The 25,467-nt window shown below is 56.0% G+C and carries 28 protein-coding genes; 12 read left to right on the forward strand and 16 right to left on the reverse strand.

What is annotated here, in order from left to right:
• Window positions 1-33 precede the first annotated feature (33 nt).
• A complete protein-coding gene (locus tag AC2FFF_RS03225; protein ID WP_271947897.1) occupies window positions 34-531 on the forward strand; it encodes a MarR family winged helix-turn-helix transcriptional regulator in 498 nt (165 codons plus the stop codon).
• Here the strand turns inward: AC2FFF_RS03225 and AC2FFF_RS03230 are convergent.
• Genes AC2FFF_RS03230 through AC2FFF_RS03240 form a run of 3 tightly spaced genes read right to left on the reverse strand, consistent with a single transcriptional unit; the run spans window position 525 to window position 2,379 of the window.
• Window positions 525-1,253, reverse strand: a complete 729-nt coding sequence (locus AC2FFF_RS03230; protein ID WP_281971862.1) for a DUF1194 domain-containing protein — start codon at window positions 1,251-1,253, stop codon at window positions 525-527. The genes AC2FFF_RS03225 and AC2FFF_RS03230 overlap by 7 nt on opposite strands.
• A complete protein-coding gene (locus AC2FFF_RS03235) occupies window positions 1,250-1,954 on the reverse strand; it encodes a DUF1194 domain-containing protein (RefSeq protein WP_271947892.1) in 705 nt (234 codons plus the stop codon). Before AC2FFF_RS03235 ends, AC2FFF_RS03230 begins: the two co-directional genes overlap by 4 nt.
• Window positions 1,951-2,379: a VOC family protein gene (locus AC2FFF_RS03240; RefSeq protein ID WP_281971863.1), complete on the reverse strand. Its 429-nt coding sequence runs from the start codon at window positions 2,377-2,379 to the stop codon at window positions 1,951-1,953. Before AC2FFF_RS03240 ends, AC2FFF_RS03235 begins: the two co-directional genes overlap by 4 nt.
• A 175-nt stretch (window positions 2,380-2,554) precedes the next feature.
• Here AC2FFF_RS03240 and thyX point away from each other — a divergent pair, with 175 nt between their 5' ends.
• Window positions 2,555-3,466 (forward strand): FAD-dependent thymidylate synthase, encoded by a 912-nt coding sequence (thyX, locus tag AC2FFF_RS03245; RefSeq protein WP_281971864.1) that lies wholly within the window; start codon window positions 2,555-2,557, stop codon window positions 3,464-3,466.
• A gap of 436 nt (window positions 3,467-3,902) precedes the next feature.
• Here the strand turns inward: thyX and AC2FFF_RS03250 are convergent, their stop codons facing one another.
• Complete coding sequence (locus AC2FFF_RS03250) at window positions 3,903-4,109, reverse strand: cold-shock protein (protein WP_142632979.1); 207 nt, start codon at window positions 4,107-4,109, stop codon at window positions 3,903-3,905.
• A 216-nt stretch (window positions 4,110-4,325) separates the two neighbouring features.
• Here AC2FFF_RS03250 and AC2FFF_RS03255 point away from each other — a divergent pair, with 216 nt between their 5' ends.
• Window positions 4,326-4,643, forward strand: a complete 318-nt coding sequence (locus AC2FFF_RS03255) for an ArsC/Spx/MgsR family protein (RefSeq protein ID WP_281972388.1) — start codon at window positions 4,326-4,328, stop codon at window positions 4,641-4,643.
• A gap of 41 nt (window positions 4,644-4,684) precedes the next feature.
• The gene (locus tag AC2FFF_RS03260) at window positions 4,685-5,053 is read left to right on the forward strand and encodes a hypothetical protein (RefSeq protein ID WP_142632981.1); all 369 of its coding nucleotides are present in this window, start codon (window positions 4,685-4,687) and stop codon (window positions 5,051-5,053) included.
• A 1-nt stretch (window position 5,054) separates the two neighbouring features.
• On the opposite strand, the gene AC2FFF_RS03265 is transcribed toward AC2FFF_RS03260, so the two are convergent.
• From AC2FFF_RS03265 to thrS, 5 genes are all read right to left on the reverse strand, one after another.
• Window positions 5,055-5,573, reverse strand: coding sequence for a DoxX family membrane protein (locus AC2FFF_RS03265; RefSeq protein ID WP_281971865.1), 519 nt, complete (start codon window positions 5,571-5,573; stop codon window positions 5,055-5,057).
• On the reverse strand, window positions 5,570-6,331 hold the full coding sequence (locus AC2FFF_RS03270) for an HvfC/BufC N-terminal domain-containing protein (protein WP_281971866.1): 762 nt from the start codon (window positions 6,329-6,331) through the stop codon (window positions 5,570-5,572). The genes AC2FFF_RS03265 and AC2FFF_RS03270 overlap by 4 nt, the downstream gene beginning before the upstream one ends.
• The gene (gene bufB / locus AC2FFF_RS03275) at window positions 6,328-7,185 is read right to left on the reverse strand and encodes an MNIO family bufferin maturase (protein ID WP_281971867.1); all 858 of its coding nucleotides are present in this window, start codon (window positions 7,183-7,185) and stop codon (window positions 6,328-6,330) included. The genes AC2FFF_RS03270 and bufB overlap by 4 nt, the downstream gene beginning before the upstream one ends.
• Window positions 7,186-7,259: 74 nt before the next feature.
• Complete coding sequence (locus AC2FFF_RS03280; RefSeq protein WP_281971868.1) at window positions 7,260-7,562, reverse strand: BufA1 family periplasmic bufferin-type metallophore; 303 nt, start codon at window positions 7,560-7,562, stop codon at window positions 7,260-7,262.
• Between the two features lie 221 nt (window positions 7,563-7,783).
• A complete protein-coding gene (gene thrS / locus AC2FFF_RS03285) occupies window positions 7,784-9,742 on the reverse strand; it encodes a threonine--tRNA ligase (RefSeq protein ID WP_281971869.1) in 1,959 nt (652 codons plus the stop codon).
• Between the two features lie 218 nt (window positions 9,743-9,960).
• On the opposite strand from thrS, the gene AC2FFF_RS03290 reads away from it, so the two are divergent.
• The 4 genes from AC2FFF_RS03290 to AC2FFF_RS03305 all read left to right on the forward strand — a co-directional run bounded on the left by AC2FFF_RS03290 (window position 9,961) and on the right by AC2FFF_RS03305 (window position 13,134).
• The gene (locus tag AC2FFF_RS03290) at window positions 9,961-10,710 is read left to right on the forward strand and encodes an alpha/beta fold hydrolase (RefSeq protein WP_281971870.1); all 750 of its coding nucleotides are present in this window, start codon (window positions 9,961-9,963) and stop codon (window positions 10,708-10,710) included.
• Window positions 10,710-11,690 (forward strand): alpha/beta hydrolase, encoded by a 981-nt coding sequence (locus AC2FFF_RS03295; RefSeq protein ID WP_281971871.1) that lies wholly within the window; start codon window positions 10,710-10,712, stop codon window positions 11,688-11,690. The genes AC2FFF_RS03290 and AC2FFF_RS03295 overlap by 1 nt, the downstream gene beginning before the upstream one ends.
• 28 nt (window positions 11,691-11,718) lie before the next feature.
• Window positions 11,719-12,333 carry a hypothetical protein gene (locus tag AC2FFF_RS03300; protein ID WP_281972389.1) on the forward strand — a complete coding sequence of 205 codons (615 nt, stop codon included), beginning with the start codon at window positions 11,719-11,721 and terminating at the stop codon, window positions 12,331-12,333.
• Window positions 12,334-12,417: 84 nt separating this feature from the next.
• A complete protein-coding gene (locus AC2FFF_RS03305; protein ID WP_142632994.1) occupies window positions 12,418-13,134 on the forward strand; it encodes an alpha/beta fold hydrolase in 717 nt (238 codons plus the stop codon).
• Here AC2FFF_RS03305 and AC2FFF_RS03310 read toward each other — a convergent pair.
• Window positions 13,125-13,709, reverse strand: a complete 585-nt coding sequence (locus tag AC2FFF_RS03310) for a DUF6151 family protein (RefSeq protein WP_281971872.1) — start codon at window positions 13,707-13,709, stop codon at window positions 13,125-13,127. The two genes, AC2FFF_RS03305 and AC2FFF_RS03310, sit on opposite strands and share 10 nt — an antisense overlap.
• Window positions 13,710-13,714: 5 nt before the next feature.
• Window positions 13,715-14,986 carry a polyhydroxyalkanoate depolymerase gene (gene phaZ, locus AC2FFF_RS03315; protein ID WP_271947865.1) on the reverse strand — a complete coding sequence of 424 codons (1,272 nt, stop codon included), beginning with the start codon at window positions 14,984-14,986 and terminating at the stop codon, window positions 13,715-13,717.
• Window positions 14,987-15,097: 111 nt separating this feature from the next.
• On the opposite strand from phaZ, the gene AC2FFF_RS03320 reads away from it, so the two are divergent.
• The 3 genes from AC2FFF_RS03320 to phaR all read left to right on the forward strand — a co-directional run bounded on the left by AC2FFF_RS03320 (window position 15,098) and on the right by phaR (window position 18,172).
• Window positions 15,098-16,900, forward strand: a complete 1,803-nt coding sequence (locus AC2FFF_RS03320) for a PHA/PHB synthase family protein (protein WP_281994415.1) — start codon at window positions 15,098-15,100, stop codon at window positions 16,898-16,900.
• 134 nt (window positions 16,901-17,034) lie between these two features.
• Entirely contained in the window at window positions 17,035-17,481 is a 447-nt protein-coding gene (locus tag AC2FFF_RS03325; protein ID WP_142633002.1) for a phasin family protein, read from the forward strand.
• 136 nt (window positions 17,482-17,617) lie between these two features.
• A complete protein-coding gene (phaR, locus tag AC2FFF_RS03330) occupies window positions 17,618-18,172 on the forward strand; it encodes a polyhydroxyalkanoate synthesis repressor PhaR (protein WP_142633004.1) in 555 nt (184 codons plus the stop codon).
• 62 nt (window positions 18,173-18,234) lie between these two features.
• On the opposite strand, the gene AC2FFF_RS03335 is transcribed toward phaR, so the two are convergent.
• A complete protein-coding gene (locus tag AC2FFF_RS03335; RefSeq protein ID WP_496882848.1) occupies window positions 18,235-19,449 on the reverse strand; it encodes a DegT/DnrJ/EryC1/StrS family aminotransferase in 1,215 nt (404 codons plus the stop codon).
• Between the two features lie 193 nt (window positions 19,450-19,642).
• On the opposite strand from AC2FFF_RS03335, the gene AC2FFF_RS03340 reads away from it, so the two are divergent.
• Complete coding sequence (locus AC2FFF_RS03340) at window positions 19,643-20,638, forward strand: formylglycine-generating enzyme family protein (protein ID WP_496882849.1); 996 nt, start codon at window positions 19,643-19,645, stop codon at window positions 20,636-20,638.
• A 21-nt stretch (window positions 20,639-20,659) separates the two neighbouring features.
• On the opposite strand, the gene AC2FFF_RS03345 is transcribed toward AC2FFF_RS03340, so the two are convergent.
• Genes AC2FFF_RS03345 through AC2FFF_RS03360 form a run of 4 tightly spaced genes read right to left on the reverse strand, consistent with a single transcriptional unit; the run spans window position 20,660 to window position 25,388 of the window.
• Window positions 20,660-21,964 carry an NAD(P)/FAD-dependent oxidoreductase gene (locus tag AC2FFF_RS03345; RefSeq protein ID WP_271947850.1) on the reverse strand — a complete coding sequence of 435 codons (1,305 nt, stop codon included), beginning with the start codon at window positions 21,962-21,964 and terminating at the stop codon, window positions 20,660-20,662.
• A gap of 6 nt (window positions 21,965-21,970) precedes the next feature.
• A complete protein-coding gene (locus tag AC2FFF_RS03350) occupies window positions 21,971-23,329 on the reverse strand; it encodes a glutamine synthetase family protein (RefSeq protein ID WP_142633012.1) in 1,359 nt (452 codons plus the stop codon).
• Window positions 23,329-24,009: a type 1 glutamine amidotransferase gene (locus AC2FFF_RS03355; protein WP_281971877.1), complete on the reverse strand. Its 681-nt coding sequence runs from the start codon at window positions 24,007-24,009 to the stop codon at window positions 23,329-23,331. Before AC2FFF_RS03355 ends, AC2FFF_RS03350 begins: the two co-directional genes overlap by 1 nt.
• A gap of 59 nt (window positions 24,010-24,068) precedes the next feature.
• Window positions 24,069-25,388, reverse strand: coding sequence for a glutamine synthetase family protein (locus tag AC2FFF_RS03360; protein WP_281971878.1), 1,320 nt, complete (start codon window positions 25,386-25,388; stop codon window positions 24,069-24,071).
• Between the last annotated feature and the right edge of the window lie 79 nt (window positions 25,389-25,467).

The raw sequence follows: 25,467 nt of genomic DNA on the forward strand, positions 1-25,467 counted from the left end.
GCCTGAAACTGCGCGAATGAATCGGAGGATCGTATGAGTTTGGAAATGCAGGTCTCCGCGCCGGGGGTCAAAGGCTTCATGACCAGCTATCTTGAGGCACTTGCTCTAGTTGAGCGGCTTCATCGTTTGTTGTTGGACGTTATCAAAGATGAGTTTGAACGGGTCGGTGTTCTTGAGATCAACGCGGTTCAAGCGTTGCTTTTGTTCAATATCGGAGATCATGAGGTTACCGCTGGTGAATTGAAAAGCCGCGGCTACTATCAAGGCAGCAATGTCAGCTACAACCTCAAAAAATTGGTCGAGATGGGGTATATGCACCACCAGCGTTGCGAAATAGACCGCCGTTCGGTGCGTGTCCGGTTGACGCCACAGGGCCGGGAAATCCGCGATATCGTCTCCGAGCTGTTTTCGAGACATGCCGAAGGTCTACAATCGCGCGGCGTGCTTGGACAGGAAGGGATCGAAGACATTACCGGAGCATTGCGGCGGGTAGAACGGTATTGGACGGACCAGATCCGCTATATCTACTGATGCTTGGTCGGCCTCTGTCCCGTATCCGATAGGGTCAGGCCTTCAAGTTCGCGGATCAGTTTACGGGTCATTGCTTCTTCGTAATCGTCAAAGCCCAGGGCAACCTCAACAAAGGCGCCGGGGCCAAGGATGACCCATGCTTTGAAATAGGCCAGCAGCTCTCCGACCTGAACATAGCGGGTGCTACCGATGTCAGGGTCGTCGGCACCGATGACCAGTCCATTGATCGTGATACCGTCGTCAGAGAGCGTCTGTTTCGCATTTCTTGGGTGCAGGCCGATATTGTGCTTTCCGTCCCCCGACAGATCCAATGTCCGCTTCCAGCAATCGGGTTTCTGGCCCAAAAGTTCGGCACCGAACAGCATGGCGGACCCGACGGCGGTTCCTTGCGGAGCGCCGCTGCGTTTCACATGGTCGAGCAGGGTGGCAATGCGCTCCAGATCGAGGTCCGATTGTACTGCGGTCCAGCCCAATAACAGGCGTTGGTGGCCGGGTTCGCTCCACTCAAAAATCGCGATTTGTACCGGGTTTGCTGTGTTTGAAAGAAAGAGTTGCTTAATCACGGGCCGGCGCAAAGCACCTGCCAAGCCGCCAAGCTGCAACCGGTATTCCGAGCTGTCGACTGATCCTGACACATCCAGGCCCAAAGCCAAAGCATGGCGGCATTCTGATGCCGCAGAGGTGGCCAATATGCTGACTATCGTTGCAAGCGCACGTATCATCGCTGGCCGGGGCCCGACAATGCGCCGATCTGCATACCTTTTAGTTCGCGTTCAAGTTTGCGCCGCATGGCGCGTTCGAAATCCTGGAACCCGTCGGCGATTTCCAGGAACGCGCCGGGGCCGTACAGGACATTGTTTTCAAAAAAGGGAATCAGATACAGCTCGCCTTCGAAGTCGGCGGCATTAATGACCAGGCCATTCACAATCGTATTCTCAAAGGGAAAATGCCGATAGGCGGAATCCGGGCCATATCCATCGTTGTTCGAACCGTCACCTGACAGATCAATGGTTTGAAAAAGACATGTCGGGGCCTGCTGCATCAGCGTCGCCCCAAAGGCCAGCGCATACCCCATCGCCGTGGCCGAGTCGCTGTCTGATCGGACCGATTGCTGTATCGTGGTCGCTGCCACCAGCAAATCGGTCTGCGTGTTGATCATCGTCCAGCCCAGTATGATATGCTGAACGTCCCGGCCGCTCCATTCATAAACAGCCAGCGCGACCGGCATCGGCGAGGAAAAGAAGGCCTCGGTCACCTCGGGGGCAACCAACGCTGCGGCAAGGCCCTGCCTTTGCAGCGCGTCCTCTTCTGCGCTTACCGATGTTGAAATGTCCATTGCCAGCGCAAGCGCAAGGCGACAGGGCTCGGCCCGCAGAGGGCTGGCTAAAAAGGCTAGGCCCAGTGTGATCAACCAGCGGATCACCAGTGCCCGGTGCTTTCCATGCTGGCCCAGGGTTCGGCCGGTTCCAGCGCATCACCGTTTTGTAGCAACTCTACCGAGATATTGTCGGGTGACCTGACAAACGCCATTCGGCCGTCGCGCGGTGGCCGGTTGATCACGACTCCATTGTCCTGCAGGTGCTGGCAGGTTTCATAAATATTGTCGACTCCATAGGCGAGATGGCCGAAATGGCGGCTGTCGTTGGGCAGATCGTCATCCCCATCCCAGTTATAGGTCAACTCGATTGGTCGATCCTCTTGCCCAGCAGGAGCCATGAAGATCAGGGAAAACCGCCCATGTTCGCTGTCATAACGGCGCGTTTCCTTAAGGCCCAGCAACTTGTAAAACGCCATGGATTTGTCCAGGTCCTTCACGCGAACCATGGTGTGGAGGTAAGTGAGCCCCATTGCGGGTTCCTTTCTGTTCCGGTGATGCCCTGCACCTTAGCGCGCGTACATCACGTGTCGAGAGGCCGCACGGACACAATTCTGAAAATGCAAATGTGGGCGCACATATCGCGGTTCCTGTCTTTTGATTGGCGATATATAGTGGCAGGCGACTCATTGCTGGAAAGGAAATTTCATGCCGCTGTCCTCTGACCAACTGGCCGAGATCGAAGCGCAACGGGCGCAATCGCATCCAACACGCCGTGTTGTAGCTGCGGGGATGGAGGAACACCTGTACACGGCGCATCAGGTTCTGGACCACGGTTTTGTGCGCGTGATCGACTATATGGGTGATGACGCAGCGATTTGTCAGGCCGCACGCGTGTCCTATGGCAAGGGCACCAAATCAGTGCAAAATGACGAAGGGTTGATCCGCTATCTGATGCGGCACTGGCACTCGACCCCGTTTGAGATGTGCGAGATAAAGTTGCACGTCAAGTTACCGGTTTTTGTCGCGCGACAGTGGATTCGGCACCGGACGGCGAATGTGAATGAATATTCGGCGCGCTATTCGATTTTGGACCGTGAATTCTATATCCCGGCACCCGAGCACGTGTCCGCGCAGTCCGAGATCAACAATCAGGGTCGCGGCGATACGTTGCAGGGCGAAGAAGCCGCGCGCGTCCTTGAGATATTGAAAGCTGACAGCGCGCGTTGTTATGACAATTACGAGGCGATGATGGGTCAGGACGGGCAGCAAGGGCTTGCGCGTGAACTGGCGCGGATGAACCTTCCGGCGAATATCTACACGCAATGGTACTGGAAGGTTGACCTGCACAACCTGTTCCACTTCCTGCGTCTGCGCGCGGATCCTCATGCCCAATACGAAATTCGTGTTTACGCCGATGCCATGTGCAAGATCGTCGCTGATTGGGTGCCGGCCGCCTATAAGGCGTTTGAAGATTACCGCCTGGGTGCGGTCAATCTTTCCGCGCAGATGGTCGACAGCCTGCGTCGGATGTTGGCTGGAGAGACGGTAACGCAGGAAAACTCGGGCATGACCGGGCGGGAATGGCGTGAGTTCGAGGCGATCATCAAGGAAAGTTGAGTGCGCTTGCGGTCTGTCTATACGGGGCGTCATGAAATGGTTGCGATCGTTTCATGACACTTTCAGTTTTGATCAAAACCGGTTGTCTGACCCTGTTCCTGCCTTGCGTGGCACAGGCCGAGTCCCCCCATCGTCGATGGTGATTTGCGAACCCACGGCTAAGTTGCACCAAAAATTTGCGCTCCAGTTCACCTCTGAGCGGGCAAGAGCCGGGATGTGCGATCCTGAACAACTGATGGAAGTGTGGACTAAATAATCCGGCAACTGGACGATGGTGGTCACCTGTGCGACCAGTACGTCCTGAATCGTGCCATGTGGAAAAATTGAACCACGCGCCCCGAAAGCAGCAGGGAGCGAGAATAGGCACATCACTTTCGATGGCCAACGGCCTGAAATTGGCCGTTGTCCTGATTTTCGTACCCGCAGTAACGGGATTTTACAGTGGCTTCAAATCTGAAGCCATTTGTCGGCCGTCACGTCCGTCTTCCAGTTCGTAAGCGACCTTCTGATTGTCAGCGAGTCCGGTAAGACCAGATCTTTCAACGGCCGAGATGTGAACAAATACGTCCTTGCCGCCTTCATCAGGGGCAATAAACCCATAGCCTTTGGTGGTATTGAACCATTTCACGGTGCCAGTTGGCATTTCCCGTGTCTCCTTCTACTTGCACGTTGTCCCACAAAATTGGTGGGGGTAGCGATTGACGTAACCGCAACACATCACCGTCTCGTCCACACGACACGGCCCGAATTACGTGTTTCGTCTTTTTCAACATTGCACGGTGAAGTAAAAAATCAAGAAATACCGGAATACACTGGCGAATTTGCCCATTATCAAGATCGAAACAGGAGCAGCCCGAAAATGCGCGTATATGGATTGAAGACTTGCGATACTTGCCGTAAGGCTCTGAAATTGCTTGAGGGTTCGGATTTCATCGATGTTCGCGCGCAAGGTGTGCCGGATGCGGTACTGGCGCAGGCCCTAAAACGTTTCGGCGAGGCTTTGCTCAATACCAGGTCGACAACGTGGCGCGGGTTGGATGCAGAGCAGCGCAAAAAAGAGCCGCTGGAACTCTTGCAGGAACACCCAACCTTAATGAAGCGACCGCTTGTTGAGAAAGACGGTGCACTTTATCTGGGCTGGACGGCTGAAACGCAGGCAGCCCTTGGCGTTGGCTGAGTGGGTACTTATGTGGTTGGTCGCAAGCTAGAGGGTTCTAAATGCGTAACGCAGCGATGATTTTAGGGGTAGTTGCCGGTCTGATCGGCATGTTGGTCGGGTTTGTTGGCTATGGATATGTCGAGTTGATCGACAGGTTTGGCGAAATCGACGGGATTGCCGAGCAGGTGGACAATGCGCAGTTGATCCGAACCGCGGCGATCCTTGCGCCTTTATTGGCTATTGCGGGCGGGGCGATGGCACATGCCCGCGCTCTGATTGGTGGCGTGTTGCTGCTGATTTCTGCGGCTGGGATGTATTATGCGTTCGGGTTCAATGTGTTCACCATGTTCCCGGTCGCCTTTGCCGCCGTGGCGGGTCTCCTTGGGCTGGCCGCGGGTAAACCGGACGAGCCCAAGGCACATTTCTGAGTTACTTCAGGCGCAGGATGCGATCGATCGAGATCGGGCCTGCGCCGTTTATCGCGATGACCAGAAACAGGAAAGTCCACATCACGCGCTGATCCATCAAAGTAAGTGCGTTGTCGAACAGGCCTCCCAGTTTGACGCCATGACCGGTCACGTCGACAATGGTCTGGACCCAAACAAACCCAATCATCCCAAGGGCTGCCACCCGGGTCAGCAGGCCGATCAGCAACAAGGCTGGCAGGACAAATTCGGCGGCTGTTCCCAGAAAGATTACGACGCGTTGGAAAAAAGTCATCTGGGTTACGTCATAAAGTACGGCCTCTGCCGCTTTGGGGAAAATCTGCCCAAACGCCCCCGCTGACGGAGAGAAAATCGATCCGTCGATTTTCAGGGTGGCTGAGTTCCAGTAGTAGACAAGCAACACGGCAACAAAGACAAGACGCGCCAGGGTTGGTGTCAGCCAGTTGGCCGAGCTGTCGATCCGTCCCAGGACGTTGTTATGAAGAGAGATCAGGGCAGTCATGTTGCCAGCCTTTCAATAGTCACAGAAGTGATAGCGCCGCCCTGTAACAGCAGCGCCAGAGTGGCCCCAAGATCAAAATCCGGGGTGGTTTCGGTAGTGTTTTCAAATGCCTGTCCGATTGTGTTTCCGGCCTTCATCGCGGCGATCCAACCCGCCCCGCCTTGCGGCAGGGCCTGAGGAACAGGATCATATTCGCGGCGCGTGATCAGGGTATCTTCAGCACCAGCTTGGGGTTTCGGTACGCCGTCTTCCGTATTGAACCGCCATATGGAAATGACTGGCCAATCCGAGCGCAAGATCTGCATCGAAGGTGCGAATTCCAATCGGGCCCGGAACAGATCTTCGGGTGGCACGGCTAACGCGTCGTCCGACGCTGGCACGCTGTCCGCCGCGTGGTAAGATCGGCGAAGGGCCAGTTCCAGTCGCGCCACATCGGGCAGGTACCCGATATGCGACAGTTGATCCATCTCGGCCAGGAAATCCGGAAACGCTTCGCCATAGAACATCATCAACGGCGAGGTTGGTGGGTGGCTGCGCAGAAAAAGCCCGGCCAACCCGTCCATGTTTTGCGAACCCAGCAACTTGGCGATCACCGGGAAGGCCTGATGCATGGCTTCGGTCAGCGAAACGGCAACATTGTTGCGATAAACACTGAAACGCCGTCCCGCCGGCTGATCCAACGCGTCCACAAGCCCCCCGGGCACTGACGTGACCGGATCCAGCAAAGCCAGATGAAAAGCTGACTGCGATACGCTCATGCCGGGATGCGGTCCAGAGCCGCTTGTGCGCGATCTGCTTCGGCACGCAAGACAGGCCAATCAGGGACGTCTGTATCCCATTCCACAAGAACAGGTTTTGGTCCCGATTGTTCAAGCACATAGTTCAGAAGCGCCCAAACCGGATCAACCACTTCTCGCCCGTGGCTATCGATCAGCAAGGGAAGCCCGTGGTCGTCTTCATCCTCATCATGCCCGCCAAGGTGGATCTCACCGACCTTGTCCAGCGGATAGGCGTCGATATAGCTCTGCGGTGAGAAGTCGAGATTTGTCGCCGATACGAAAACGTTATTCACATCCAGCAAGAGCCCGCATCCGGTGCGGCCCGAAATTTCGCGCAGGAAGTCGGGTTCGGACCACGTGCTTTCATCAAATGCTAGATAGCTTGACGGGTTTTCAAGTAGCATCTGTCGCCCAACGACATTCTGAACTTGGTCGATATGATCGCAAATCCGTGCAAGGGTTGCGTCGGTATAGGGCAGGGGCAACAGATCATTCAGGAAGTGACTGTCATGTGTCGACCAGGCCAGATGTTCGGAAAAGCTGGCGGGGTTGAGCCAGCCGACGAGGTGTTTCAAACGGGCCAGGTGGTCGGTATCCAGCGGGCCTTCACTGCCGATGGACAGGCCAACGCCGTGGACGGAAATCGGGAAGTGTTCCGACAAGTGCCGCAGCTGTGCCAGCGGGCGGCCACCATCGCCCATGTAATTCTCGGCGTGGATTTCTAGCCATGCGACCGGTTGCGGGTGATCCAGAATCTGCTGGAAATGCTGAGGCTTATAGCCGACGCCTGGTGCCGCAGGCAGCCTGTTCGATCGGATTGTGCTGTCCAGCATCTGGTAACCTCGCGGTCTTGAAAAAAGAGGCGGGCGATACTTGCCCGCCCCTCAGATTTGGCAAAAACTCAGGCTTATGCCGGCAGGTCGCGCTCCAGCGGCTCGAGCGATCCCTTGCGGGCACCGCCGTCAGCTGACTGAGGCAGGTCGATATCGGCGCAGGTGCCGGCATCTACCAGCGTCCAGGCATTGCCCTGATAATCAACAGTCGAGGTGCCCGCGCACGTGGTGCCAGGACCGGCGGCACAATCGTTCTGACCGGCCAGAGAAACGCCATAGCACTTTTCTTTGGCTTGTGCGGATGCAGTTGTGGCCATGCCTGAAACGGCTGCGGCTACGGCGCTAGCGATGACAAGGGATTTAGCGGTGTTCGACATCTCGGTTATCCTTTTGATGACTGCGTATGTCTGTGTTCGACAATGACAAAGGTAATGGGTTGCAGGTCACAGTTGAATTCACGAGCCTGTGTCTCACGAGCCCGTCAATGACTGTCATGACATCTTGCAAACTAATAGTTTGTTTTAGAAGAGATAAAACGCAAATGTTTCAATCCGGCCCCTCAGAGGGGGCCGGATTTTGTGCAATTTGCCGCTGATTGTTACAGCAGGTCGGGCGGCGTAGCGGCCCGCGACAGTTCATTTGTTACAGCTTCAAGCGGCTGCACTTGTGTCTGTTTCTCACCAAGACGACGGACACTGACTGTGCGGTCCTCAACTTCACGGTGACCGACGGCCAGAATGACCGGAACTTTGCCGACCGAGTGTTCACGAACCTTATAGTTGATCTTTTCGTTGCGGATATCCGCCTCGGCTCGGACACCTGCGGCCTTGAGTGTCTCAACCACTTCCTGCACGTAACCGTCAGCCTCGGAGGTGATCGAAGCGACCACGACCTGACGCGGGGCCAGCCAGAAGGGCAATTTGCCCGCGTGTTCTTCGATCAGGATGCCGATGAACCGTTCGAACGAACCCAGCGTTGCACGATGCAGCATGAAGGGGCGGTGCTTCGATCCGTCCGCGCCAATGAAATTGGCGTCCAGCCGCTCGGGCAGGTTGGGGTCCACCTGAAGGGTGCCGCATTGCCAAGTACGGCCGATCGCGTCGGTCAGGGTGAATTCAAGCTTGGGTCCGTAGAAGGCGCCTTCGCCTTCGAGAAGCTCATAGTCGTATCCTGCGGCCTTGCAGGCGTCACCCAGGGCTTTTTCGACCAGATCCCAGCTTTCATCCGACCCGATGCGTTTTTCCGGGCGCGTCGAGAGCTTGATGGTCCAATCATGGAAACCGAGATCGGCATAGACCTTCGACAGAAACGCGATGAATTTTGCGGTTTCAGATTCGATCTGATCTTCGGCGCAGAAAATATGCCCATCGTCCTGGGTAAAGCCGCGCACCCGCATGATACCATGCAGCGCGCCAGAGGGTTCGTACCGCGCGCAAGACCCGAACTCGGCCATGCGCAGAGGCAGATCGCGATAGGATTTCAGACCCTGATTGAACACCTGCACGTGGCAGGGACAATTCATCGGCTTCAGGGCGTTCACGGCCTTTTCACGGGCATGTTCCTCGTCGACTTCGACGATGAACATGTTTTCCTGATACTTGTCCCAGTGGCCCGAGGCTTCCCACAATTTGCGGTCAACAACCTGCGGTGTGTTGACTTCGACATAGCCGTCACGTTCCTGCATGCGGCGCATATAGTCCTGCAGGGTGGTATAGATCTTCCAGCCATTCGCATGCCAGAAGATCTGGCCCGGAGCCTCTTCCTGCATGTGGAACAGGTTCATTTCGCGGCCCAGCTTGCGGTGGTCACGCTTGGCAGCCTCTTCCAGCATGTGCAGGTGCGCTTTCAGCTTTTCCTTGCCGGTAAAAGCCACGCCATAGATGCGTTGCAGCATCGCACGGTCGCTGTCACCGCGCCAATAGGCGCCGGCGATGGACATCAGCTTGAACGCATCGCCCGGAACCTGGCCGGTATGCTGAAGATGCGGGCCACGGCACAGGTCCTGCCAGTCGCCATGCCAGTACATGCGCAATGGCTCGTCGCCCGGTATGGCGTCGATCAGTTCGACCTTATAGGGCTCGTTGTTTTCGGTGTAGAAATCAATCGCGCGCTGACGGTCCCAGACCTCGGTGGTCACGGTGTCGCGTTTGTTGATGATTTCCTTCATCTTTTTCTCAATCGCGCCGAGGTCTTCGGGCGTAAATGGCTCGGCCCGGTCGAAATCGTAGTACCAGCCGTTTTCGATGACGGGGCCGATGGTGACTTTGGTATCGGGCCAGATCTCCTGCACGGCGCGGGCCATGATATGAGCCAGGTCGTGGCGGATCAGTTCGTTTGCCTGATCTTCATCTTTCATGGTGTGCAGGGCGATTTCGGCATCAGATTCAATGGGCCATTGCAGATCCCAATGCTGGCCATTCACCGTGGCTGAGATGGCCTTTTTGGCCAGTGAGGTCGAGATGTCGGCGGCCACCTGCGCAGGGGTTACACCCACGTCATAGGATCGTGCATTGCCGTCAGGAAAAGTGAGAGAGATTGACTGTGCGTCCAAGGCCATGGCTGGCTCTCCTCGTCGGTTTGGCGCCCACTGAACGCCCGGTTGCGGGTTATGTTGTGTTCGCTTCATTTGTCAGGTGGGGGTGGACCTGTCAAGGGCCGGCGCGAGGGGCCAGCCCTTCGCGCTCCCCGAGGTATTTTTGGCCAGATGAAGGGGGATCTGGGAATTGCACTTGGGGGTGGGGCGTGCATGATATCGGAAAAAGAAAAGAGGGTGTCATGGCAGCGACGAATTTTCTGGAAACGGCGCAGGGACGGCGGCTGGCCTATCATAAAAGCGAGGGCATCGGGCCGACCATCGTGTTTCTGGGCGGGCTCAAATCCGATATGGAAGGCACCAAGGCGGTGCATTTGGAGGCCTGGGCGAAGGGGCGTGGCCATTCATTTCTGCGGTTCGACTATTCAGGTCACGGTGAAAGCGGGGGCACGTTCGAAGAAGGATGCATTGGTGACTGGCATGAGGATACGCTGGCCGCGATCACGGAATTGACGGATGGGCCGCTGATTGTTGTCGGCTCGTCCATGGGGGGGTGGCAGGCGCTGCTGTTGGCCAAAGCGCTGCCAGATCGGATTCAGGGAATGGTGACCATCGCTGCTGCGCCGGATTTTACCGAGGACGGGTATTGGGCTTCATTCTCGGAAAACCAGAAACAGGCACTGGAAACTGTTGGCCATGTCGAGCTGCCTTCGGACTATATGGAGCCTTACATCGTGACCAAACGGATGATTGAAGATGGTCGCCAACATTTGGTCCTGCGCAAGCCTCTGCATATGCCTTTTCCCGTGCGGTTTTTGCAAGGTACCGAAGACACAGCGGTTTCAACCGGAACAGCTGTGCGCCTGATTGAACATGCGTTCGGGCCCGATATGCGCCTGTCATTGATCAAGCACGCCGATCATCGCTTTTCGGATGGCCCATGCCTGGGGTTGATCGAACAAGCCGTTCTCGATGTGATGGCAGCCCAATAATGCGGATATTGGGTCGCGTTTTTCTGACATTGATCGTTGCGTTTGGCCTGATCTATTGGTTTGGCCCGCGTGAGAAGGTTGATCTGGCCCCAACATTTGACGCGCGCAAATTCGGTGAAGGGGTGCAGGTCTATTTCGAAAGTGTGGAATCTGCATTCGCCGACATCATTCCGGGGGTTGAAAAGCGAGTTTTTTGGCAAGAGGGCTATAAAGAGCAGCGAACACCTGTTTCGATTCTGTATCTGCACGGGTTTTCTGCATCATCCGAAGAGATCCGACCGGTTCCCGATCTGCTCGCCGAAACGTTGGGCGCCAATCTGGTCTACACGCGGTTGCAGGGTCATGGTCGCGGGGGGGATGCAATGGGTGAGGCGACGGCCTCGGGTTGGATGCAGGATCTTGCCGAAGGGCTGGCTGCCGCACGGGCGGTTGGGGATCAGGTCGTGGTGATTTCGACATCAACCGGCGGCACGTTGGCAGCGGCGGCCGCACTGAATGAAGAGCTGAGCCAAAACGTTGCAGGGATCGTATTTGTTTCTCCGAATTTCGGCGTTAAAGCGGCCGGAGCATGGATACCCAGATTGCCTTGGGCGCGCATTTGGTTGCCCCTGATTATGGGTGAAACCCGGGGCGTCGCAGGGGTGAACCCGGAAATGAACAAATTCTGGTCGGCGGTCTACCCTTGGCAGGCTGTGGTGCCGATGACAGTGCTGGTGGATGTGGTCTATGCGCTGGATTTTTCAGACGCAAAGGTTCCCGCGTTGTTCTGGTTCTCGAATGAAGATCAGGTCGTGCGTGCCGACCTGACCCACGAGATTGCCAAAGCATGGGGCGCCCCTGCGTCGGTTGAGCTGGTAACAATGGGGCCCGGGGACGATCCTAATTCCCATGTGATCGCCGGGCGGTTGATGTCTCCGGGGCAGACCAACGATGTGGTGGCTGGTATCCTGAGATGGCTGAAAACCTTGGGGATCGAGTGAGGAAGAAACAATGCGCAGACCAGGCAGTATGTGGAGCCTTGAAACCCTCGGTCGTGTGCGTTTGTCCCGTCATTTTTTCATGCGCGATTTTCTGTATTCGGAAATAGGCAATTTTCACGATAAGCAGAATTTTCCAGACGATCCCGACCTTGCCATCGAAACCGGAAAGGCGCTTTGCGAAACCCTGCTGGACCCGCTTGAGGAGACCTTTGGCCGGATTGCCGTACGATCCGGCTATCGCTCGGCATCATTGAACCGTTTCGGCAATGAAAACCGGCTGAATTGCGCGCGAAATGATAACCCGCTTGAATGTCACATCTGGGATCGCGCTGTGGGTGATGATCGGATTGCCGGGGCATCGATCGTGATCCCATGGTTTGCTGATCAATATGAGGCGGGGCGGGATTGGCGGGATTTGGCGTGGTGGATGCACGACCATCTGGAATATTCCGAAATCTGGTTCTTTCCAAAACTCTGTGCTTTCAATCTGGTCTGGAGGCCTGTGCCTCATAAGCGCATCGACAGCTATATCGCGCCGCGGGGCTGCCTTCTGCGCCCAGGAGGCACGCCTGGCGAGGGTGAACTTGAGCGGCAAAGACGATATGCGGACTTCCCCGCTTTTCGCGGTATCCGCTATCCCTGAACTTTAACTTGCCGAACCATACAAAACCTCTCATCCTGAAACTAATGACGACGATTTGAGTGACTTTTCCAAAGGAGGCGTTGTTTGATCGAGCCGTTGGTTCTTTTGCCCGGTTTGATGTGTGATGCGCGGGTATTTGAGCATCAGATGCGCGCCCTGTCACGTGATCGCGCCGTGACGGTCGCTTCGGTTTCGACTGCTGAACGGATTGAAGAGATCGCGCGGGGCCTATTGGTTCAGTTGCCACAACGCTTTGCATTGGCGGGCCTAAGCCTGGGCGCCGTAGTCGCTTTGGAAATTGTCCGATATGCACCCGAGAGGGTGTCGCGCTTGTGTCTGATGGCTTCGGATGCGCATTCGGAATCGCCCCAGACCGCAGCCGCGCGGGAGGAGCTGTTGGTCGCCGCCAAGATGGGTCGGTTAGAGGAAGTGATGCGTCGGCTGATTGGATCGGATTCGCTGGCCCCGGGGCCTCGACGTATTCCCATTCTTGCTGATGTCATCTCGATGGCGTTGGATTTGGGCCCGCAGGTGTTCGAGCGTCAGATTCGCGCGCTGCAGCGTCGCCCGGATCAGCAGGGCAACCTACGCCGGATCACGGCCCCGACTTTGGTGCTATGTGGGGCGCATGACACGGTTGTTCCGGTGCGAAGGCATGCGTTCATGGCGGACCTGATCCCAAATGCAGAACTGCACGTCATCAAGGATGCAGGACATTTGCCTACGTTGGAATCGCCTGAAAATGTCACCGAGGCGCTGAAGACCTGGCTCAGCGTGAAGCCTGCGCTGGATTACGCGTAGAGCGCTTTACGCTGTTCTTTGCTGAGAATGACCGGGGTTGAGATCGTCTGGCCCGTATGCTGATCAAAGAACGGGGTGTCCCTCCAGCTGCCAGAAAGCCGGGATTTTAGTACCCGCGTGACAGTCCCGGCGACAGCGTAACCCAGTCGCTTGTGTTTGTGTTTTCCATCGGCCTGCGGAATGAACCCTTGGGTCGTAACCGGCCCTAAACAGTCCGGATCGGAAACTCGTTTCACATCAAAGCCCGCAAACGGAAATTTTGGAGTATTTGATGTCGTCGCCAGCGGCGCATTGCAGCAGCTGGCATACCAGCGCAGCATCCCCTTGGGGCCAAGGCGCATCGCGGCCAGGTGTTCGATGCCGCCGTCGATCCTTATTTCTTCAGGGGCCATTTGGAAAATGTCCACCGGTTCCGGCGCAGGGTCCGGTTGCCCGAAATATATCTGCGCGGCCCGGCAATCACGGCAAAAGCAGACTACATGCGTTCCGTACTGAACGCCTCTGGCTGTAATGCTGCCAAAGAGTTTTCCACAGTTGCAGGCGAAAGCCGTCTGTTTGGCGACTTTCTTTCCCATCGGCGTTAGGCCACTTTGTTGCGGTTGGCCGCTTTGCGCGAGGGTTTGCGGGCGTTGGCGTTCATAAATTCGATCACCAATGGGCGGATATTGTCGCGCCAGCTACGGCCGGCGAAGATGCCATAGTGACCTGCGCCAGGTTCGACATGGCTGGCTTTTTTCGAGTCCGGCAGCCCTGTACACAGCTCGAGCGCAGCAATGCACTGGCCAGGGGCCGAGATGTCGTCATTCGCACCTTCGACTGTTTTGACTGCAACGTTTGTAATTTTGCCGATATCCACCTTGTGCCCCGCAACAACAAACTCGTTGCGCGCGATTTCGCGGTTTTTGAAGACGCGTTCGACGGTCGAAAGGTAGAACTCGGCGGTCATGTCCATGACGGCGAGATATTCATCATAGAATCTGTTATGGGCATCGTGATCCGAAGCCTCGTCCCGCATAACCCTCTGGATCTGCTCGGAAAACGCCTGAGAATGCCGGTCCGAATTCATCGACATGAACGAGGCCAACTGCAGCAGGCCGGGATACACCATGCGCCCGACGCCCTTATACTTGAAGCCGACGCGCTGAATCATGGTTTCTTCCAGCTGCCCCATTGTCACGCGACGGCCAAAATCGGTCACGTCGGTAGGTGTGGCATCCGGGTCAACAGGTCCGCCGATCAATGTCAGCGTGCTGGGTTGGGCTTTGGGTTCGACCTCGGCCAGATAGGCTGTGGCGGCCAGAGTCAGCGGCGCCGGTTGGCAGACGGCTACAACATGGGTGTCCGGTCCCAATTCTTTCATGAAATCGACAAGGTAAAGTGTATAATCCTCTACATCAAACTTACCTTCGGACACGGGGATATCGCGCGCATTATGCCAGTCAGTGATATAAACTTCGCAATTCACCAAGAGGCTTTTTACGGTGGACCGAAGCAAAGTGGCGTAATGTCCAGACATCGGGGCGACCAGCAGCACCTTGCGGGGCTGTTCGGCGCGGCCATTGACACGAATATGTATCAAATCACCAAAAGGGCGTTCGATCACCGGGACAATATCGACCAGATGATCCTTGCCGTCTTCGCAAGTGAATGTACGGATTCCCCAGTCGGGTTTTACAACCATGCGCTGGAACGTCCGCTCAGTCACCTCGCCCCAGGCGGCCATCATGCTGAACGCAGGGTTGGGCACCATCGAAAACAGCGGATAAGAAGCCATGGCACTTGCCGTAGCACCCATCCACTGATTGGTGTTGCGCATCGTTTCCATCAGATCGTAGGTCATCATGTAGCGCATGAAATGGGCCTCCTGAGTGTCAGCCTGATAATTCGGACCATTCGTCGCTTTGCCCCCCGACGCCCACGACGTTATTCTGCATAGCAGCGAGGTTAGGGTGGAATTGTTAAAATGACAACAAGTGAAGATAACACGCCAGAGCTGTCCGAGGAACACCTTGAACGGATTAGAGAAAATATGACGAAAGTCGAAGAACTGTCGAAAAGACTGATCGAAGTGATGGCTGGAAAAGAGGCGCACACTCCCGCGTTGGACGGTCCGAATCAAGATCTTTTCGCAAGAGCAGCAACTTCGTATTTCGCCGAAGCGTGGCAGAATCCCGCCAAGCTTCTGGAACATCAGGTCGCCTTCTGGGGACAATCCGTTATGAACTTTGCTGAGGCTCAGCAGGCGCTGGCCGCCGGCGGGGTCGAGGACAGCGAACCCGGACCCAAGGATAAACGGTTCTCAAACCCTCTTTGGGACACCAACCCCTATTTCCGGTTTATTCGCCAGCAGTATCAGACAAATGCCGATGCAATCGCGCAGGCGGTTGCTTCGGTCGACGATCTGGACGGCAAGGACAAGCAGAGGCTGCATTTCTTTTCGCAACAGATCATTGACTTGATGTCTCCGACGAATTTCCTGGCCTCCAATCCCGACGCGCTGGAAAAGGCGGTCGAGACGGAAGGGCAATCGCTGATCAAAGGGCTAGAGAATCTAGTTGCGGACCTTGAAGCCAATAATGGTGAAATGGTTGTCAGACTGGCGGATGAATCCGCGTTCAAGCTTGGCGAAAATATCGCAACAACTCCGGGCGACGTGGTCTATCGCAACAGGCTTATGGAGTTGATCCAGTACAAACCCACGACCGAGACCGTACACGAAACCCCGATCGTTCTGTTTCCGCCCTGGATCAACAAATACTATATTCTGGACCTTAAGGCGCAGAACAGCCTCATCAAATGGGTGACCGAGCAGGGCTATACCCTGTTTGTTGTGAGTTGGGTAAATGCGGATGCTTCTCATGCCGAGGTCGGTATGGGCGACTATGTCGAAGAGGGATTTCTGACCGCCATCGAGACCGTCAAGTCGATCTGTAAGGTCAAGCAGGTCAATGCGGTAGGATATTGCATTGCCGGCACCACGTTGAGCCTGACCCTGTCCCTGATGAAACAGCGTGGCGACAAATCCATCAAATCGGCGACCTTCTTTACAACCTTGACCGATTTCGGTGAACAGGGGGAATTCACGCCGTTCCTACAGAATGACTTTGTCGATGGCATTCAAGAACAAGTGACTAAAGACGGTATCCTAAAAGCATGGGTCATAGGTCGTACCATGTCGTTCCTGCGATCGAATGACCTGATCTACGGCCCCGCCATTCGAAGCTATATGATGGGCGAGACCCCTCCGGCGTTTGATTTGCTCTACTGGAACGGGGATGGCGCAAATCTTCCGGGCAAAATGGCAATCGAGTATTTGCGGGGGCTTTGTCAGAAAAATCAATTTGTGACCGACGGTTTCGATTTGCTTGGGCACAAACTACATATCCGCGACGTTGATGTTCCTTTGATGGCCATCAGCTGCGAAACCGACCATATCGCCGCCTGGAAAGATTGTTATCGGGGTGTGCAGCAGATGGGGTCACGTTCGAAGACGTTTGTCGTTTCGGAATCCGGTCACATAGCAGGCATCGTGAACCCGCCGAGCAAGAAGAAATACGGCCACTACACCAACCCTGATTTGAATGCGGATGCCGATGCATGGATGAAAGAGGCCGATTTTCATAAAGGGTCCTGGTGGCCGCAGTGGGAAGCTTGGCTGAAGAAGAGATCCGGCAAGCAAATCCCTGCGCGCCAAGTGGGCGATTCGGGATACGCTTCCCTGGCCGAGGCACCAGGAACCTATGTTTTGGTGAAGGCAACAGATTGATTTTTAACAGTTTAGAAAAATATTGCTGCAGTGCAGCAAGAAAAAACTTGCAATGCTGCGATGCAGCAACGATATTGTCCTCAAGCTGATGAAGCCCGGGGTTGGCCCGGATCGGCAAGCAAAGGATTTGGACAATGGCAAAGACTCAAGACTTTACCGCGACCCTGAAAGACATGATGGGTGCATTCCCTGTTGACACCACTGCTCTGGAAGGTGCGTTCAACACCACCGCGACCCTGAACGAAAAGCTGTCGGGCGTTGCTCTGGAAGCGGCTGAGAAATCGGCTGAGATTTCGAACAAATGGACCAAGGAAACCCTGGCCAAACTGTCCGATATGTCGAAAGCGAAATCTGACCCTGCAGATTACGCAAAAGCTGCAACCGACTACGCAAGCGCGTCGGCTGAAGTTGCTGCTGAAAACCTGGCTGCTTTCGCTGAAATCGCGAAAAAAGTTCAGTCGGAAACCGTTGAGCTGCTGATGGCTGCTGGCAAAAACGCTGCAGAAGACGCAACTGCCGTTGTCAAAAAAGCAACCAACGACGTGTCCACTGCTGCGAAAAAAGCAGCTGGCGCCAAGTAAGGTAAGATAGCGAGGTGCACCCACTCCTCCCATTTGGTGCAATCGCGTTGGGCGGGTCGAAAGACCTGCCCTTTCTTTTTGTTCTGCACTCGCATAATCTCTGCTGCAATGCATCATTCCTTGGGGAGGGTAGACGGTGTCAGAACAAGAAAAACCGTTGCTAATCAAACGATATGCCAGCCGTCGGCTGTATAACACTGAAACCAGTGACTATGTCACGCTCGAAGATATTGCGGCATTCATACGTGACGGTCGCGAAGTTCAGATCATAGACCTGAAGACTGGGGATGATCTGACACGGCAATATCTGCTGCAAATCATTGCCGAGCATGAAAGCCGCGGTGAGAATGTCCTGCCGGTGAACGTGCTGAACGATCTTGTGCGCAGCTATATGTTGCCGGGCGGAGGAGTGATGCCGCAATTCCTGCAAAGCTCGTTCGAAATGCTGCGCGAAAGCCAAAGCAAAATGATGGAAAACATGTCTGCGATGAATCCGATGACCCAGATTCCGGGTTTCGAAGCACTACAAGCGCAGCAAAAGGCATTTCTGAAGGCGATGACCAGCGGCATTTCCGGCAGTTGGTCCGGTCCGGAAACGGATAGCGAGGCCAAACCCCAGTCGAGTGAGGATCTGGACGACATCAAGAAGCAGTTGGCGGAGTTGCAGCAAAAGCTGTCTAAACTGAACTGAATTTGTCCACACAATGAAATAGGCCCGCCGCTGGCGGGCCTTTTCGTTTGAATTCAGCTTGTTCAGGTTCCAAATGCGATTTTCGGGGCGGTAATTTCCCCTACTGAAGCCAACAGAATATCAGCGATCACATCCAGTTCCGCGCGTGTCAGGCGTACAGGCAGGCGCAAGTCGCAAGCTTTCATCAGCATGTTTCGCGTTTGTGGCAGCTCGGTCTGTTCCGGCAGGAATTGCCAGTTCCAAAAGGCACGGGCGTTGTCTTCACTCAGGCCGAATACCTGAACTTTCACCCCGCGTGTTTCGGATGCTGCGGCAAAGGCGCGGATATCATCATCGCTTAGGTCAACCAGATTGAACTGGATCGAGTCCGGCGCCCGGCGCTCTGGCACCAGCGGGGCAGGCACGTTGATATAGGGCGATGAGTTCAGGCGCTCTGCCACATAGTCGTGGTTTTGCAACCCATCGCGGACACGGCGTGCCAATTCAGGCATCTGGGGACGGATTACTGCAGCGCTCAGGTTGCTCATCCGCAGGTTATACAGCGGCAACTGGTTCTGCCAGCGGCCAAAGGCCTCTTCGAGTTCCGATGAGTTGTCGCCACGCGGACCTTTGTGTTTCTTCCAGTTATGTTCGTAGGCGCCGGACATGATCACGGCACGCGCCACCAGATCAGCGTCGTCGGTTATCAGAATGCCACCTTCGCCCGCATTGATCATCTTGTAGGACTGAAACGAGAAACAGCCGATCTTCCCAATCGTCCCAATATTGCGGCCATGCCAAGTTGTCCCCAGCGAATGGGCTGCGTCCTCGATCACCGGAATGTCGCGCGCGCTGCACAGAGTCATGATCGCGTCCATATCCGAAGTATGTCCGCGCATATGGCTAATGATCACGGCCTGCACGTTATCCAGTTTGGCGGCAAAGTCATCCATGTCGATGCGATAATTGTCACCCACCTCACACAATACGGGGATGCAATCCGCATGTATGACCGATGAGGGCACCGCCGCAAAGGTAAAGCCCGGTATCAGCACCCGCGCGTCCCGCGGCAAACCCAGCGCCTTGAGCGATAGGAACAGTGCCGCCGAGCAGGACGATACAGCCAGCGCGTATTTCGTGCCCAGCAGTTCCGCGAATTCCGACTCGAGCAGCGCAACCGGAGCGTCCTGCGGCGCAGTGTAGCGGAACAGGTCGCCTGACTGCATCAGGGCATCAATGGCGTCGCGGGCGGCCGCGGGGATGGGTTCGGCGTCATGGACGTTCGGAGGCAGCGTCATATTTGGCATTCCTGAATTCTATCTTTGGGAAAGATAAAGCTAATGAAGTGTCAATCCAAGCCCTTAATCTTCAGGGTGGCGAAATTTCACTATTCTGTCGTAGTCAGAGAGACACAGGTTGGCTTACCCCGCGTAGCGGGAAATTCTTTTGAACTTGCAACTTTGGGGGAAGTAAGGTGGCAATGGATATTCTTTGACGTTGTTCTCGTATGATGGATTGGATCACTGCATTACTATCATTCGTTTGGCCCTCTGGGGCGCGCTTTCAACTTTCGCTTCGGCGGTTCACGCAGATTATCTTCTGTCGGATGGCACTGAAGTTGCGCCGCTTGAGATGTTTCAGGAATGCGATGTTTGCCCTGAGATGATTGCCTTGCCTATGGGTGAGTTCATGATGGGTGGACCACCGGGAGAATCGAAACGAAACTTTCATTGGGATGAAAAAGGGCTTCGCCCCGCGACAGCGGAAGAGCCGTATATCGCGCATCGTGAAGGTCCGGTTCATAGCGTCAGAATAGATCTGTCCTTTGCCATGGGACGTAACGAGGTTACCCGTGATGAGTGGATGGCCTGCGTTGAAGATGGGGGATGTAGCAAATATGTGCCGGAAGATTTTGTAATCGGCGATAGTTTTGAGCGCATAGATCTTACGGGCAATCATCCAGTGAATGATGTGTCTTATTTGGATGCTTTGGCTTACACGGATTGGCTGAACAAAAAACTCGGGATAGATGCCTACCGCTTACCAACGGAAGCCGAATGGGAATATGCCGCCCGTGCCGGAACGCAGACTCCTTTTGCGCAAGGAGAGGAAGTTACGACGGATCAGGCCAATTTCCATGCCAAACCGACAGAAGAGATGATTGGTGAAAAGCGGCCGGATTTAGTGTGGCGCGGTTACCCAGTTCGCGTTGATGAACTTGATGCCTCCAATGCTTGGGGTCTTCGGCATATGTCGGGGAATGTCGGGGAAAGAACGATGTCCTGCTGGACAGCGACGCACCCGGGTTGGTCGACTTCCAGCCAGCACTTAGAGATGGCGAGATCAGTCGATTGTCACAGGCGGGTTGTAAAAGGCGGTTCTTATCCATTTGCTATGGATTTTTCGCGCGCTGCAAGTCGCGGTGGGGCGGGCATTGATTGGCGGTCAAAATTGACGGGCTTTCGTATCCTGAGAGAGTTTAAGTGAGTTTCTCTGACAATCTCGAAATCAGAATCCCAGCCGGTCCCGCAGGGAAAACCATGTCATCGCCAGCACTAGCAACGGGCTGCGTAGGGCTGCGCCGCCCGGAAAGGGCAAGGCGGGCACGCGGGACATGGTGTCGAACCCCTCGGCCTGGCCCTGAATGGCCATCGCCATCAACTGCCCGGCATGGGTGGCCGTGCCGACCCCATGGCCGGAATAGCCCGAGGCCGACAGGATATTGGGCGCAACCCGCGTCAGATAGGGCATCCGCCGCATAGTGATGCCCAGAGTACCGCCCCAGGCATAGTCGATTTTCACATCGCGCAGATGCGGGAAAATCTCGGTCATCGGTTTGCGCACCTTGGAGGCGATATCTGTCGGGAAGCGGTAGCCATAGCTTTCTCCGCCGCCAAATAGCAGGCGGTTGTCGGCGCTGAGGCGGAAGTAATTTACCACAAACTTGGTATCGGCGACGGCGACATCCCGGGTCAGGACGCGGGCGGCATCGGTGCCCAAAGGCTCGGTCGCGGCGATGAAATTGTTGATCGGCATGACGCGCGACGCCACTTTGCCGTTCAGATCGCCGAGATACCCGTTGCAGGCCAATATGACGTGGTTGGCCGTCACCTTTCCCTGTGGGGTTTGCACGATGGCCAGATCGACTTCGTCGATCCCGGTGACCTCGGTACCCTCAAAGATGCGCACGCCAGCCTTGGCTGCGGCCTGCGCCAGACCCAGAGCAAAGTTCAACGGATGCAGGTGCGCCGCGCCCATGTCCAGATAACCGCCGCGATAGGTGGGCGACGGGCAGAGACCATGCGCGGCGCCTTCGTCCAGCAGCTCCATATGGTCATACCCATATCGCGCCGACAGATGCGCGGCGTGATCGTGGAGGTCTTGCTGATCCCCGGTGCTGAGGCCCAGAACCGCCACGCCCGGTTTCAGATCACAGTCGATTTTGTGCTTTTCGATCAGCGATTTGACCAGATCCTTGGCATCTTCAGCCAGATCCCACAGCTTGGCGGCATCGTCATCGCCGACCAGGCGTTCAAGGTCTTCCTGATCCATCCGCTGGGCGCTGCCCAGCTGCCCGCCATTGCGGCCTGACGCTCCGAAACCAACGCGATGCGCCTCAAGCAGCACGACGTCGAACCCGGCCTCGGCCAGATGCAGCGCGGCGGACAGGCCAGTATAGCCGCCACCGACCACACAGACATCCGCTTTGGTATCCCCAGCAAGCGCGGGAAAACGGTCGAGCGTGTTGGCCGTCGCGGCATACCAGCTGGCCGGATACTCGGCCTTGCGGTCGTTGGAATAGAGGAGATTCATCGCGGCTTAAACGTTCATGAGCAGGTGCTCACGCTCCCACGGAGAGATGACCTGTAGAAATTCTTCATACTCGGCACGTTTGACAATGCCATAGACGCGGGCAAATTCCGGACCCAGCACCTCGTGCAGGGCGGTGGCCTGATCAAACAGGTCCAGCGCATTGCCCATGACCTGCGGGATATCACCGTCACCTTCGTAGGCGTCGCCATAAAACTGACGGCGCGGACGTTCCTGCTGGGTCAGGCCGAGATAGCCGCAGGCGAGCGACAAGGCGATGCCCAGATAAGGGTTGCAGTCCATGCCTGCGATACGATTTTCAACGCGCCGCGCCTCGGGGCCGGACAGGGGAACACGGATGCCTGTCGTGCGGTTGTCACGAGCCCATTCCAGATTGATCGGCGCGGCATGGTCTTTCACATAGCGGCGGTACGAGTTCACATAAGGTGCCATGACTGCCAGGCCTGCAGGCAAGTGGTTTTGCAGCCCTGCAATGAAGTTATAGAATGCATCCGTTTCGCCGCCCTGAGGTCCGGAAAAGATATTCTGTCCGGTTTCGATCTCGGTGATCGAGTGGTGGATGTGCATGGCCGATCCGGGCTCATCCGCAATCGGTTTCGCCATGAAGGTCGCAAAGCAGTTGTGTCGCAACGCGGCTTCGCGGATCAGGCGTTTGAAATAGAACACTTCATCTGCCAACTTGACCGGATCACCATGGCGCAGGTTGATTTCAAGCTGTCCGGCGCCGCCTTCCTGGGTGATGCCGTCAATCTCGAATCCCTGATGTTCGGCAAAGTCATAGATGTCGTCGATCACCGGGCCGAATTCATCCACCGCTGTCATCGAATAGGCCTGCCGCGCGGCCGCCGGACGACCCGAACGGCCCATCATCGGTTTGATCCCCTGCGCGGGGTCGACATTGGGGGCGACCAGAAAGAACTCCATCTCTGGCGCGACAATCGGTTTCCAGCCTTTGTCGTGATACATTTTTACGACGCGCTTCAACACGTTGCGTGGGCTGAACGGGATCGGCTCTCCGTCCCGGTCATAGGCGTCGTGGATCACCTGCAGTGTCCAGTCACCCGTCCAAGGAGCAGCGGAAGCAGTCGAAAAGTCAGGCTTAAGGATCATGTCCCGTTCAATGAAGCCGTCCTCTCCGGCGGCTTCGCCCCAGTCCCCGGTGATAGTCTGGTAAAAGATACTATCGGGTAGATGGAAGTAGGACTGGCGTGCAAATTTGGTGGCCGGAACCGCTTTCCCGCGCGCGATGCCGGGCAGGTCAGAGATGATGCACTCGACCTCATCCAATCGGTGACCTTCAAAATAGGTACGGGCTGCCTGTGGCAGTTGTTCTGTCCAATCGGCCATCAGGCCCTCTCTTTCTTCAAAAACTCTGCCATGAACTGTCCGATCTTCGGACTGTCGTCGCGGGTGGGCAGGCGGTCGGCGGCGGCCTGCATCAGATTGTCTGGAACGACACCTTTGCCGCGTGTGTACATCAGCCCTTCGATGAAGCTGTCGCCATACTCCGGGTGGGCCTGAACGGTCCAGATCGTGTCGCCATAGGCCAGCATGGCATTCTGGCAAAAGGCGTTCGAACCGGTTACTTGTGCACCGGCGGGCAGCTCTACCACCTGGTCCTGATGCCAGGCATTCAAAGTGACGGTCTGTCCGTCCAAATCGTAGTCCGTCCGCCCCACGGCCCAGCCCTGTTCGAACTTTTCAACTTTCCCGCCAAGGGCTTGCGCAATGACTTGATGACCAAAGCATATGCCGATCAGGGGTTTGCCGCTTTGATGGATGTCGCGGATCAGCGCTTCGAGCTTGCGAATCCAGGCATGGTCCTCATAGGCGCCATAGCGCGAGCCGGTGATGATCCATCCATCAGCATCGTCAAAACTTTGCGGAAAGTGATCGTCGACAACCGCATAGGTCACAAACTCAAAGCCGTTGCCATCCAGCAGCGCGCGAAACATGCCGTCATATTCACCGAACTGATCGTGCAATTCGTCAGGAGGGTGGCCGGTTACAAGGATACCGATTTTCATGGGTCACCAAATTTGATCAAATTTATTCTAGCTGAGCAGAACGAAGCGGGCAAGGGGGCTCAAACCGCCTCGAGATAACTTAGCCAATGCTCCTCGGGTGGGCGTTCGTCAAAGCGCAGGATCTCTTGTCGCTTTGTCATGGCAAGATTGCTGATCAGCGGGGCGGGAAAGATGCGCGCAACTTGCGGATCGGTTTCAAGGGCGGTGATGGCTGAAGCCCAGTCGCCAGCGAGTTGCGGCAGGCCGTCGATCTCATAGGCGTTGCCCGTGATCGGAGCTGGCGGTTCAGTTCCGTCCTCGATGCCGTTCAGCGCCGCACCGAGTACGGCGCTCAGCATGAGGTAGGGATTGATGTCACCACCAGCAACACGATGTTCGATCCTGCGGGCAGAGGGCGCGCCGCCGGGAACGCGCAGCGCGGCAGTGCGATTTTCATAAGCCCAGCATGCCTCAGTTGGGGCATGGGCGCCGGGGACAAGCCGCGTGTAGGAGTTCCCGTGCGGTGCAAAAATCAGAGTTGAACCAGGCATTGCGGACAGACATCCGGCTATGGCCGAGCGCAAAAGATCAGTGCCTTCAGGCCCGCCATTGTCAAAGATATTTTGCCCATCCTGGTCGACGACCGAAAAATGGACATGCATCCCATTGCCCGCATCCTGGGCATAGGGTTTGGCCATGAAAGTTGCGGTAAACCCATGTTTGCGTGCAAGGCCACGAGTCAACACCTTGAAAAGCAACGTATCATCTGCGCAGCGCATGGCGTCCTGATGGTTCAGGTTGATTTCAAACTGGCCAATCCCGCTTTCGGAAATGGCGGTTTGAGCCGGGATGCTCATTGCCTCGCATCCGTCATAGAGGTCTGTGAAAAAGGCGTCGAACGCATCCATTTCCGCCATGGACAGGACTGCCTCGTCGACCAGCCGTCGCCCCGTCAAAGGATTGATCGGAGGCACCGGTCGTGCACCTGATGAGTCCAATAGCGTGAATTCCAGCTCGGTCGCCGCAACAACAGACCAGCCACGCTCGGCATAGCGTTGCAGCACCGAGGTCAGAGCATGGCGAGGGTCGCCGGCAAAGGGCGTGCCCTGATCGTCATACAGGGACATCAATACCAGCGCTGTTTCGGTTTCAAGCCAAGGAACTGGGACGGAGCCACGCTCGGTTGGCAGTAATATGCCGTCCGCGTCGCCTGATTCAAACACAAGCGGGCTATCCTCGATATCCGCGCCCCACAGATCAACATTCAATGCCGAAAAGGGCATCCGCACCACACCTTTACTCAGCTTGTCAGCATAAGAAGGAGGCACGCGTTTGCCGCGCAGCTGACCGTTAAGGTCGCATGCCGCTACGCGAAAACTGTGTAGGGCGTTCAGGTCCATCGGCGTCTCCATCACTCTGGTACCCCGAGGTTTAATCGACACAAAGCGCCTTGTCACGAAATTTGATCAAATTATCCCC

This window comes from Ruegeria sp. YTSA226, from assembly GCF_059609905.1.